Origin of the sequence: Bacteroides sp. AF25-5LB, from assembly GCF_003602965.1 — a bacterium.
Taxonomy (GTDB): Bacteria; Bacteroidota; Bacteroidia; order Bacteroidales; family Bacteroidaceae; genus Bacteroides; species Bacteroides uniformis.
The window spans coordinates 1-12585 of record NZ_QTMC01000005.1 but is presented as its reverse complement, the minus strand read 5'-3'; the positions used below and the strand labels follow the sequence as shown (position 1 = coordinate 12585).

The window sequence follows — 12585 nt, the reverse complement described above, 5'->3', positions numbered from 1 at the left end:
ACACATTATCTGTTTTTTATGCTCTTATACGAACCAGCGAACATAGCAGAAGTCTTGACGGTGAGGCAGGTCTGCATTCTTCGGGAACATACGGTAAGAAACCTTGAAGCTACCCGCATTTTCCAACTTGTGCTTAGCCTGGAATGTATAGAGGGTACCTTCTTTCTTCACTACATTGAACGGTTCTACGGAGTAAACGTGCTGTTTGCCATCCTGAGCCGTATAAGTAGTCACCAGTTCCAGACCGATGGCATCGTTCAAGCCCTTCTCGTCGATAACGTAAGTAATGGTGTATTCCTTACCGCTCTCGATGGAGCCTTTCACCAGGTCTTCAGTCTTTTCGCAAGACACCACTTCAATGCTGTCCCATTTTTCGGCAACTTCTTCCTTCCAGGCAGCTATTTCCTTAGCCTTGGCATAACCGTCGGCAGCCAGCATCTTGAAACGTTTGGCTTCCTTGATGTAGAACTTATCGTAATAGTCATCCAACTGGCGCTTCATTGTATAGTGGGGGGCAATCTGTGCGATGGAGTTTTTGATAGTCTTCACCCAACCTTCAGAATATCCCTTCTTGTTGCGTGCATAGAACAACGGCAGAATTTCCTGCTCAAGAATGCTGTAGATAGTAGCGGCATCGAGTTGGTCCTGATGTTCCTGATTCTGGTAAGTACGCTTTTCGGTCAATGCCCAACCGGCACCTTCGCGATAGCCCTCCAGCCACCAGCCGTCGAGTACGGAGAAGTTTACAACACCGTTCATCAACGCCTTCTCGCCGGAAGTACCGGATGCTTCGAGCGGACGTGTCGGAGTGTTCAGCCAGATATCCACACCTGAAACGAGGCGACGTGCCAACTGCATATCATAATTTTCCAGGAAGATAATCTTACCCAGGAACTCCGGACGGCGGGAAATCTCGATGATTCTCTTAATCAAGCCCTGACCTGCACCATCGTGCGGGTGAGCCTTGCCGGTGAAAAGGAACTGTACCGGATAGTCAGGGTTATTCACGATCTTGGACAGACGATCGAGGTCGGTGAACAGTAAGTGTGCACGCTTGTAGGTGGCGAAACGGCGTCCGAAACCTATCAGCAGGGCATTCGGATTGATTTTGTCCAGCAGGGAAACGATGCGTGAGGGATCACCTTGATTCTTCAACCAAGTTTCACGGTATTGCTTGCGGACATAGTCAATCAGTTTGTTCTTCATCACCATGCGCGTCTTCCAAATTTCTTCGTCGGACACGTTATAGATAGCCTCCCAAATCTTGGGGTTGGACTGGTCGTAGAGGAAGTTTTCATCAAAATGCGCAGCATAGAGATGTTTCCACTCCGTAGCGCTCCAAGTGGGGAAGTGTACACCGTTGGTAACGTAGCCCACATGACTTTCTTCGGGGAAGTAGCCCTTCCAGATGGAAGCGAACATCTCCTGGGAAACCTTCCCGTGCAACCAGCTCACACCGTTCACCTCTTGAGAAGTGTTGCAAGCGAATACAGACATACAGAAACGCTCGCCCTTGTCGCCCGGATTGTTACGTCCGAGGTCCATCAGGTCATCCCAGCTGATACCCATTCTTGAAGGATAGCCGCCCATGTACTTGCCGAAAAGACCTTCGTCGAAGTAGTCGTGACCGGCAGGAACCGGAGTATGTACAGTATAGAGAGAGGAAGCACGTACCAACTCGATAGCCTGGTCGTAAGTCAGACCTTCGGCCACGTAGTCACAGATGCGCTGTACGTTGATCAAAGCAGCATGTCCTTCGTTGCAGTGATAAATATCTTTCTTGATGCCCAGCTTCTTCAGCGTCAGAATACCGCCGATACCCAACAAAATCTCCTGCTTCAGACGGTTTTCCCAGTCACCGCCATACAGTTGGTGAGTGATGGAACGGTCGAACTCACTGTTCATTTCATTGTCTGTATCAAGCAGATAGAGGGAGATGCGTCCTACATTTACTCTCCACACATAAGCATGCACGTAGTAATCCAGATAAGGAACATCCACCACCACCTGTTGTCCATTCTCGTCCAATACACGATCGATGGGTAACTGTCCGAAGTTTTGCGCCTCGTAGTTGGCGATCTGCTGACCGTCCATAGACAAGGTTTGGGTAAAGTAACCATAGCGATACAAGAAACCGACTGCACACAAGTCAACGTTACTGTCGGAAGCCTCTTTCAAATAGTCACCGGCAAGTACGCCCAGACCACCGGAATATATCTTAAGTACGTGGTTCAAACCATACTCCATGCTGAAATAGGCAACAGACGGGCGCTTGCTGTCAGGCGTCACATCCATGTATGTACGGAATTTTGAATATACATCTTCCATTCTGCGCAGAATAACCTTATCGTTGGCAAGCGCTTCAAGTTTGGCATAACTCATACGCTCCAGCAGAAGTACGGGGTTCTGTCCCACTTCTTTCCAAAGGGCAGGTTCAAGATCTCTGAAGAGTTCGGTGGCTTCATAATTCCATGACCACCAAATGTTACGTGCCAGTTCAGACAGTTTCTCCAGTTCGGCAGGAATGTGCGATTTCACATTCACGTCTTTCCAGTTAGGAGTGTTTACATTACTAACTTTAATCTTCATTGTATGATAACTAATTGATTAATAATTCTTTTATCTTAATTGACGCTTCATGGCGTTGCACAGCGCAATATCATAAGCCTCATAGTAATACTTTATAAAATGCTTCCATAAGGCCTGCTCTGCCACCTGACCTGCACGTTTACGGATTTCCTTGATTTCGGCTTCTGTCTTGGTCGAGAACAAGGCTACGGTATCCTTTATGCCGTCTGCCACTTCGGAATAATTGTAATCCGAACGGTGCAGCACCTCCACTCCGTCGTCAATGCCATGCTGATTCTTCAGACTGTTCACCCAAAGTCCAAAACCGGCAAGGTCGGTGGTGATAGTGGGCACGCGGAAAGCCACGCTTTCCAGCGGGGTATATCCCCATGGTTCGTAATAAGACGGATAAACACTAAGATCTTCGCCTAAAATCAAGTCATAATAATGCTTGTTGAGAATACCGTCGTGGCCATCCTGATAGCAGGGTACAAAAATCACTTTCACCTTATCTTCGGGACGATTGCCCATACCGAGGTATTTCAGCATATCCAGCACCTGGTCGTGCGTCATATTGTGCAGCCAGTGAGTGATGAAAGGGCACTGTAACGGCTCGGTAAACTTATCCTTGCTCTTAAGGCGTTTCTGCAAATCCTCGCGGGGGTCTCCCACCCAACTAGGCACGTTGACAAACGCCAATACTTTCTTTTTCAAATCCTTATCCCGGTTCAGCCTATTCAATGATTCCAGGAACACATCAATGCCCTTATTCTTGAACTCATAGCGTCCGCTGGTACCGATAATCAGCGTATCATCACCCAAGTCCTCACCCAGCAGGCAGTTTGCCACACGCAACATGGTGGAACGGGCACGTTTTCGCTTGCCCGTGAAAGTGGCGCCTTTCGGTACAAAATCATCTTCAAAACCGTTCATCAGCACAACGTCCGCAGGCTTGTCAAGCAACTCCTTGCATTCGTTGTTTGTGATTTCGCTCACGGTAGTGAAACAGTCCACATAATGAGCCGTCTGCTTTTCTATGGAATGCTTAGACTGCATATTCAACTCCTCCGCCATCTGGTCGCCGTTGTAAGCGAAGAGATAATCGTAGAGCGGCTTATTGTTGCCTGCTATGGAACGGCCGATGGACGTGGCATGTGTGGTGAAGATAGTCCCTATCTCGGGAACGGCAGACTGAAGATAGAGGGCGGCCATACCGGTCATCCACTCGTGTGCCTGGAACACCACTTTGTCTGTTTCCGTCAGATTATAGCGGTAGAAACTCTCTATCACCTTTCCGGTAGCGAAAGCAAACATGGATGCTTCGTCATAATCGCCATATCCATGCAGCGAATCCACTTGATAGCGGTTCCACATCTCTGTATAAATCTCATTTTTTTCTGCAAAGAACGGTTGGAAATCAACCAATATAACAATAGGTTCCCCCGGAATGTTCCAGCGTCCTACACGAACAGAGAGATTGTCTTTCAACGCAGCATATTTTTTCCACGCTGCGCAAAGGTTATCAGACTCAATGAACAAAGGGTTCTCTTTTCCCTGCCAGAAATCCGGCCCTATAAAGAATAATCTATCGCGAAATTTAGTCTGTAAAGTATTTGCCCTTGTAGACAAAACCGTATAGATACCGCCTACTTTATTACACACTTCCCAGCTCGCTTCGAAGATGTAATCGGGGGTAAGTAGTTCTTTAGTCATATTATGTTATAATCTCTTTATCTTAATTACGGCTGCAAAAGTACGTATTATTCTTTGAAAAATAGCCTTTTAATCGAAAAAACTGATTAAATATGCATAAACAATCGTTTACGGAATATCATAGTTTAGCCACAAAAGCCTCATGGGTTCGCCCATCCCTGCATTTTTCGTCTAAACTTCCCGAAGTTTATACGGAGAATCCCTGGAGCTTTCAGTTGAATCCCCAAGGATTTAAACAAAAAGCTCCAGAGATTTCAGTTGTAAATCCCTGGAGCTTATTTTCTTATAATCCGGATTATACCATCAATGCAGCTACCAGCGCCAAAATAGCGTAGAATTCAGGAAGTGCGGCGTAAATCATTGTATTGGTCTGTACGTCGTGTCCTTGTGAGATACCCACGATACCGCTGGCACAAATCTGTCCCTGACGGATAGCGGAGAACAGACATACCAGCCCGACACCCAGTCCGATACCCAGCATCAAAGGGCCGTCCGTAGCAAAATCCCTGCCCATAGACATCAGGAAAGCCACGAAGCCGTAAAGTCCCTGCGTAGCCGGAAGAGCCGACAAAATCATATAACTTGCTGACTTGGAAGGGTCTTTCTTCAAAGCTCCTTCTGCCGCACTACCGGCGATTGTTGTACCGAAGCAACTGCCAATTCCTGCAAGGGCCAACATCAGGCCCAGACCGAGATAACCTAAAATTTCATTCATAATGTTTCTATTTTTATTTGTTTTTTAATTTGTTTATTTCTTTACTACTGTAAAAGGTTTGTAGGCTTCGCCCTTGCCTTCGTAACCGGAATTCTTGAAGTATTCCACGAATGTCAGACGGAGAGGATGGACGAAAGCGCTCAGGCAAGACATGGCGATATTCAGCGTATGCCCGAATATCAGTATCAGTCCGCAGAACAGCCAGCCCAGGGCAGGTCCTGCCGCATCGTTCACCATGAAGGCAAGCTGATTGAACACGCCGCCAAGCATACCGCCTGCCAGACCGAGGGCATAGAGACGGATGTAGGAAAGTATATCGCCCATCAGTCCGGTTGCCATGTTATAGGTGTCCCATACCCCGGCACCGATGTTGACAAATACATTCCGGTGGATGTTGTTCAGCAGGTAGATGCCAATGGCGGAAACACCGCCAATCACGATGAATGCCCATGTAGACACATCTTCCGAAATTATCTTGAAGAAGGAAAGTCCGCCGGTACAGATAAATCCCACTACCAGCAACAGCCATCCCCAGGCACTGAGCGACTCCTTGAAGCCGAAGCGCACGGTCTGCCCCACTGCCTTCACCGTCATGGCAATGCAGATATGCACCGCACCGATAATCAGCGCCAGCAGCATTTGTTTGTCATAGGTGGTCTCGCCTATCTTGCCCACAATCATGAATTCCTTCAGTTTGGCGGGTATCTCCAGGTCGAAGAGGCTTACACCGAAGAATGTTCCCAGTATGGCACCGATGACGGCCGTGAATATACCCAGCGTAATCACCAGATTCATCATGCCTTTCATGGACTCGGACATCTTCTTTTTCAGGATGAACCCGAGTGCTATCAGCACCAAGCCGTAGCCCGCGTCTCCCATACAGAAGGCAAAGAAGAGCGAGAAGAACGGCGCAAGTATTGGCGTCGGGTCGAACTCTGCATAGTCGGGCATGCCGTACATTTTTGTAAGCACTTCGTACATGCGTGTATAGGCGTTGTTTTTCAACTTGATGGGAGCGTTGTCCTCGCGTCTGGCCGCCCTTATCTCATAATAAGTGCCGTTTTCATCGAGAAGTTTCCTCACATCCGCCTCGCAGTCTTCGGGAATCCAGCCTTCCATCAGCACTACGGCTCCTTCCGCCATCTGCTCGCTGTTCAGCTTGACTTTCAGCAGGTCTATTTCTCCTTGAAGCTGGAGGTTGTATTTCTCCAACGTACAGTAATTCGCCTTGCAGAAGTCTTTCAGCCCGGCATGTGCCTGCACAAGGGCTTCTTCCGTACCGGCTTTCTTCCGGCTCAGCTCGGAGAGGCTGAGTGAAGGCAGACGGAGCGGTTCCACATCCAGCTCTACCGGCTGGGGAGTGACGGTCACAAAATAAAGATGTCCGCCGTTCTCTTTCACCACGATGGCATTGTAGTCCTCTGCCCACGCTTCGTTATAGTCTTTCTCCGGGCAGGTGTAGAACTGCACGAACCAGCCGGCATCTTCCAGCCGGCGGATGGATTCCCAATCGAAATCACCCCAAGCCTCCATCTGTGCCACGTCCTTGTCAATGGCGGGAATCTGCTGGTTCAAGTCTTGTATACGTGCCTGCAAATCCTCATAGGATTTCACCAAAGCATCGGCAGACAACTCTTTATGCACCTTTTCTTCCGGCTGTTTGTCCGCCAGGGTGTACATGCTCTGAAGCATATTCTTGTAGAGCGTACGCTTCTGCATGAATCGCTGCAAGGTGTCGTCCATCTCGCCGCACTGCCTTTCCACAACGTGCACCACGCCCAGTTCCCGGATCTGTGCCAGAAACGCTTCGTACTCCTTATGATACACAAGGAACGTGAGCTTCTTCATTTTCGTAATCATGCCTCTGCCTCCTTCCTTTTCTCCTGATGGGACTTCATGATTTTCTGCGATGACTTGGAGAGGTTCTCCTCGTCTTCCATAAACCGCTTGATTTTGCGCAGAGCATCCTGATAGCCCGGAATCTGTACTTTCTCAAAAAGATTCACCTTCTGGGTGGTCTTTTTACGCGCATGTTCCAACAAATTCAACTTGGCAACGATAAATTCACGCTCGATGGCAGTATGTGCCAGCGACTTGAGCAGATGTAACCCGTCCGCATACCATTTGGGCGCATTGAACAAGCTGTAGGGACGTATCTCGAAATCTACATTCTCGAGCAATGGCACCCGTACACCGGCAATCTTCTTCACACCGAGATGAACATCGCTGACCTTTATCAATGAAGCGTCGAACTCATTCCAAAGGGCGAACATGGCTTCGTAAGCTTGGATTTCCTTTTCCAACCTCGCATCCAGCGCGGCAGCATCGCCCTTGCAACGCTTCACTTCCATACGCAGGGCACTCTCCTTGTTCTTGATGATGGGGAGTGTACGCACGCGCACCTTCAGTTGCTTTTCCAACTGCTGGAGGGAGGTTTTGTTATATTGAAACTTAATAGCCATTTTATTTACGATTTAACGATTTACGATTAGACGACTGAAGCTACTCAATTTCTCAATTTACAGATTTACAATTTCAGTAATATCAATCGTAAACCGTAAATCGTCTAATCGTACATTTATTTAGTTTGCTTTCGGCCAGAACTGGTCCACAAGCTCTTTCTTGATATTCACCTCTTCTGGACGGAAATACTTGCCGAACAGACTCCATGCCACATCGAGCATCTCTGTGGTATCGAGGTTGACATCGATGGCCAGTAGCTGGTTGGAGTAGTCCTTGGCAAAGGCAAGGGTACGTTCGTCGTAGTTCGTCAGGTCGAAACCGTTTTCAAGCTTGGTCTTGGCGTTGGCAGCGTCGGCATACAGACGCACGGCGGCATTCATCACCTGCGGATGGTCCTTACGCGTCTTTTTACCCGTAACAAGCTGCTTCAGACGGGACAAGGAACGGAATGGGTCAACGATAACCTTACCGATGTCGCTGTCACGACGGAGGAACAACTGGCCTTCCGTGATATAACCCGTATTGTCGGGCACGGCATGCGTAATGTCGCCACCGGACAGAGTCGTCACCGCAATAATCGTGATGGAACCGCCGCTTGGGAATTGCACCGCCTTTTCGTATATTTTCGCCAAGTCCGAATAAAGGGAACCCGGCATGGAGTCCTTCGAAGGAATCTGGTCCATACGGTTGGACACGATGGCGAGCGCATCGGCGTAGGAAGTCATATCCGTAAGCAGCACCAGCACCTTTTCATTATTGTTCACAGCGAAATACTCGGCTGCCGTCAGTGCCATATCCGGAATCAGCAGACGCTCTACCGGAGGATTCTCGGTGGTATTCATAAAGCTGACGATACGGTCGAGCGCACCGGCATTGGAGAATACGTTCTTGAAGTAGAGGTAGTCATCGTTCGTCATACCCATACCGCCAAGGATAATCTTGTCAGTCTCCGCACGCAGAGCCACATTCGCCATCACCTGGTTGAAGGGCTGGTCGGGGTCGGCAAAGAACGGAATCTTCTGTCCGGACACCAGCGTATTGTTCAGGTCGATGCCTGCAATACCGGTTGCAATCAGTTCCGAAGGCTGCTTACGGCGCACCGGATTCACGGACGGACCGCCAATTTCCACCTCCTCGCCTTCAATGGCCGGACCACCGTCGATGGGGTCGCCAAAGGCGTTGAAGAACCGTCCGGCAAGCTGCTCGCTCACTTTGATTGTAGGAGCCTTGCCCAAGAATACTACCTCTGCATTGGTGGGAATACCTTCCGTACCCTCGAACACCTGCAAAGTCACTTCGTCGCCGGCAATCTTCACCACCTGGGCAAGTTTGCCGTTTACGGTCGCCAACTCGTCATACCCCACTCCGGTTGCCTTCAGCGAACACGTAGCTTTCGTAATCTGAGTAATCTTGGTATATATCTTTTGAAATGCTTTTGTTGCCATCTATTTATTTACTATTTGACAATTTACTATTTACTATTTAAATCTCTGCCATCCTATTCTACTATTTTCCTATCTACAACCTCCGTGCACCTGCATCCGCAAGGCAAATAGTAAATTGTAAACAGTCAAATAGTACATCCTTAGGCTTTCCGTTCCTCAACCAGTTCCTGCAACTGCTTATGGAACTTCTCGTATTCTTCCGACTTGAACTTCGAGTAGTTCATCTGCTTGCAGATGTTAATCATCTTCTTGAAGTAATCCATTACTTCGTTGAAGTTGTCGAACTCAAATTCGGTATGACAGATTTCTATTACCATATTCAGAATCTCCTCCTGACGCTCCATCGGAGTCACGGCATCAACTTCGTCAAAGGCATCCTGCTGCAGGATAACGAAGTCAATCAGTTCCGATTTCCAGAAAGTCACGTGATATTCTACGGGCACGCCGTCGTCACCCAGGATGTTGATTTGCTCGGCAATCTCCTTACCACGCTGCAAACGGGTCTTGATTTCATTCACCTTGCCAATCCAATCACCGTTGATGTGCTTGGTGATATACTCCTCGAATTCAGGGTATTCAATGTATTTGGAATACGAGTCAATCGGATTTACGGCAGGATAACGCTTCTTGTCGGCACGGTCCTGCTCAAGGGCATAGAAGCAGCGAGCCACCTTCTTCGTATTCTCGGTTACCGGCTCCTTCAGGTTACCGCCCGCAGGCGATACCGTACCAATGAAAGTAATGGAACCGGACTCGCCGTTGTTCAGCTTCACATAACCCGCACGGCCGTAGAAGTTGGAGATGATGGAGGACAAGTCCATCGGGAAGGCATCGGGACCGGGCAACTCCTCCATACGGTTGGACATCTCGCGCAATGCCTGCGCCCAACGTGAGGTGGAGTCCGCCATCAGCAGCACCTTCAATCCCATGCTCCGGTAGTATTCCGCAATCGTCATTGCCGTGTAGACAGATGCCTCACGGGCAGCCACCGGCATGTTCGAAGTATTGGCGATGATAATCGTACGTTCCATCAGCTTCCGTCCCGTATGCGGGTCAACCAATTCGGGGAATTCTGTAAAGATTTCCACAACCTCGTTGGCACGCTCACCGCAGGCAGCGATGATTACGATGTCCGCTTCCGCCTGTTTTGAAATGGCATGCTGTAGTACCGTCTTTCCTGTACCGAACGGACCGGGGATAAAGCCCGTACCACCTTCCACAATCGGGTTCACGGTATCGATTACGCGCACACCGGTTTCCAGCAGTTTGAAAGGACGCGGTTTTTCCTTATAGTTGGTCATGGCACGCTTCACGGGCCATTTCTGTATCATGTTCACCCGGATGTCATTGCCTTCGCCATCCGTCAGCACTGCAATGGTATCCTCAATGCTGTAATCACCTTCCTTTGCGATGGATTTCACGGTGCACACACCTTTCTGTTCAAAAGGCACCATGATTTTCAGAGGCTGGAAGTTCTCGTCCACTTGTCCCAGCCAGGCAGCGGCTTCCACTTGGTCGCCCACCTTTGCCAAAGGCACAAAATGCCATTTGCTTCCTTTATCCAGCGGATAGGTATATTGCCCGCGTTTCAGGAAAACGCCATCCATCTTGTCGAGGTCGTTTTGCAGACCGTCGTAGTTCTTCGAAAGCATACCGGGCCCCAGTGTCACTTCGAGCATATGTCCGGTAAACTCGGCTTCGGCCCCCACTCTCAGTCCGCGGGTACTCTCAAATACCTGCACGTAGACCTGGGTACCTACTACCTTAATCACCTCCGCCATCAACTTGTCTCCTCCGGTCGAGATATAACAAATCTCATTCTGCGCTACCGGTCCGTCGACGACGAGGGTCACCATGTTGGCTATTACGCCACTAACAGTTCCTTTTGTTGCCATATATTTTTAGTTGTTTATTTTATCTGAATTCTGCGGGTATCTGCACATCGTCTTTCAAGGCAGCGATAATGCTGCGGAACAGTTGGTTACCCTTCTCTTTATCCAACGAAATCCACCGTTCTATCATCTCCAGCTGTAGCAGGAAGACAAACAGACGTTCCACGGTAAAGTAATCGAAGAATGTGGCCTCCTCCATCCAGTCCCAGCGAAGCTGGTCCAGCTTCTTTTCCCGGTCCACCAGTTCCTCCATCTCACTGATTTTCACCAGCTGCTCCAGATAATCCACCTCAGTACCCAGACCGAAGTCACGGGCATTGGAAGTACGCAGAGCCTCGCACACTTCCGTATCACCCACAATCAGCGGAGCAATGTCCAGCTTGAACTTACGTGCTGTGAGCGCCACCAATATATTATTGAGAGTGAGGTTGAAACCAAACCAGGAAGACACAAACTGATTCTTACATTCCATGGCATAGGCGTAATAGAGCGCTGCCAGGCGGTCTTCATACAAGAAACCGTCCTCGGCAGGCAGGCTGAAGTATTCGGAAATGAACGTGGAGAGATAAGATGGGAATACACTGTCAGAGACTTCGTCGCCATCCTTCAGTCGTGAGATATATTCCGCCAGTTCCTCCGACGAATAGTTTCCGCGCGGGTCGATGGCAGCATCCTTATCCTTCAATAGTTTCAAGACATTCGCATTGTCGAATTTCAGATAAAACAAATCTATCAACTTTTTATCATCTTCCGACAAGGCAGGATATAGTTCCGTCCTGAAATCGGCTACTGTATAGCTCAGTTTACTGTCTTCCAGAGTAAGTTCAGGCAAACCGGCTACCAAGTAATAGTATTTACTCATAATCCTGTGGGAGTTTTTAGAACAGCATTTCCACTAATTGCGGACGCAGGAATTCCTTGAAGTAATTCATAAATTCTTCTTCGCCGAAGTTCACCTTGTACGAACCATCGGCAGGCGATACGGAGAACAAGGTTTTGATGCCATTCACTTGCTCAATCTTCACACCCTTGTCCAGCAGGTCTTTCGCCTTCGCTGCGAAATATTTCGTCAAGCCTTCCGCATCCGCAGTAGAGATAACGATTGGTTCGTTCACACTCCATTTGGACGCCAATGCAACGATGAAGGCATTAAGATAATTCTTGTTTGCAGCAAATGCCTTTACATCGGCATTCACAATGTTGTCCGTCACCAACGTAGCGATTTCGGACTTCAGAGCATTCACAGCCTGACCGGCAAACAACTTTAATTCAGATTTTGTATTCTCTGCCAGTTCATCGGCAGACTTATGGGCGGTAGCCACGATAGAATCCGCTTCCTTACGTGCATCCTCTATAATTCTCTTGGCTTCTTCCTGAGCTTTTGCGATAAGTTTCTGTGCCTCTTCATTTCCTTTCTCTACGCCTTCGCGGTAGATCTTATCGGTCAGCTCTTGAATCTTGTTTTCCATATTTGCAGGAGTTATTATATGATTTATATTACAATATTAATTGCGTGATTTTTTCCCTTCCTATTAGATTCACGCCAAATTTACAAAAATCCATTTGATATTGAATAGAAAGAAAGGAAGAAAAGTTCTTGCTCTTCCAAAAAAAACTCGTTTTACACCAACTTTGTTCTGTAATGATAACAAAAGAATGACAAAAGAAGCAGAAAATACGTCTACAACAACGCATGGCAAGGATTAAGGGGAGCAGTTCCGGAGGTATCTAAAACGAACGAAGCCTCCGTATCCTTATCAGACACGGAGGCTTCTTCTGAAAAACGGCG

At 48.3% G+C, this 12585-nt stretch carries 9 protein-coding genes; all 9 read right to left on the bottom strand.

Features of this window, described 5'->3' with window-relative positions:
- Window positions 1-24: 24 nt before the first annotated feature.
- Window positions 25-2589: a glycosyltransferase family 1 protein gene (locus tag DWY57_RS07220; RefSeq protein ID WP_119961499.1), complete on the bottom strand. Its 2565-nt coding sequence runs from the start codon at window positions 2587-2589 to the stop codon at window positions 25-27.
- A gap of 30 nt (window positions 2590-2619) precedes the next feature.
- The gene (locus DWY57_RS07215; protein ID WP_117601379.1) at window positions 2620-4281 is read right to left on the bottom strand and encodes a glycogen/starch synthase; all 1662 of its coding nucleotides are present in this window, start codon (window positions 4279-4281) and stop codon (window positions 2620-2622) included.
- Window positions 4282-4576: 295 nt separating this feature from the next.
- Window positions 4577-4996: an ATPase gene (locus tag DWY57_RS07205; RefSeq protein ID WP_005827396.1), complete on the bottom strand. Its 420-nt coding sequence runs from the start codon at window positions 4994-4996 to the stop codon at window positions 4577-4579.
- A gap of 33 nt (window positions 4997-5029) precedes the next feature.
- Window positions 5030-6856: a V-type ATPase 116kDa subunit family protein gene (locus DWY57_RS07200; RefSeq protein WP_117601381.1), complete on the bottom strand. Its 1827-nt coding sequence runs from the start codon at window positions 6854-6856 to the stop codon at window positions 5030-5032.
- Window positions 6853-7458: a V-type ATP synthase subunit D gene (locus tag DWY57_RS07195; protein ID WP_117601382.1), complete on the bottom strand. Its 606-nt coding sequence runs from the start codon at window positions 7456-7458 to the stop codon at window positions 6853-6855. The genes DWY57_RS07200 and DWY57_RS07195 overlap by 4 nt, the downstream gene beginning before the upstream one ends.
- A 120-nt stretch (window positions 7459-7578) precedes the next feature.
- A complete protein-coding gene (locus tag DWY57_RS07190; protein WP_005827389.1) occupies window positions 7579-8904 on the bottom strand; it encodes a V-type ATP synthase subunit B in 1326 nt (441 codons plus the stop codon).
- 140 nt (window positions 8905-9044) lie between these two features.
- A complete protein-coding gene (locus DWY57_RS07185) occupies window positions 9045-10799 on the bottom strand; it encodes a V-type ATP synthase subunit A (protein WP_119961498.1) in 1755 nt (584 codons plus the stop codon).
- A gap of 19 nt (window positions 10800-10818) precedes the next feature.
- Window positions 10819-11658 (bottom strand): DUF2764 domain-containing protein, encoded by an 840-nt coding sequence (locus tag DWY57_RS07180; RefSeq protein WP_117601384.1) that lies wholly within the window; start codon window positions 11656-11658, stop codon window positions 10819-10821.
- Between the two features lie 16 nt (window positions 11659-11674).
- A complete protein-coding gene (locus DWY57_RS07175) occupies window positions 11675-12265 on the bottom strand; it encodes a hypothetical protein (RefSeq protein ID WP_117601385.1) in 591 nt (196 codons plus the stop codon).
- Between the last annotated feature and the right edge of the window lie 320 nt (window positions 12266-12585).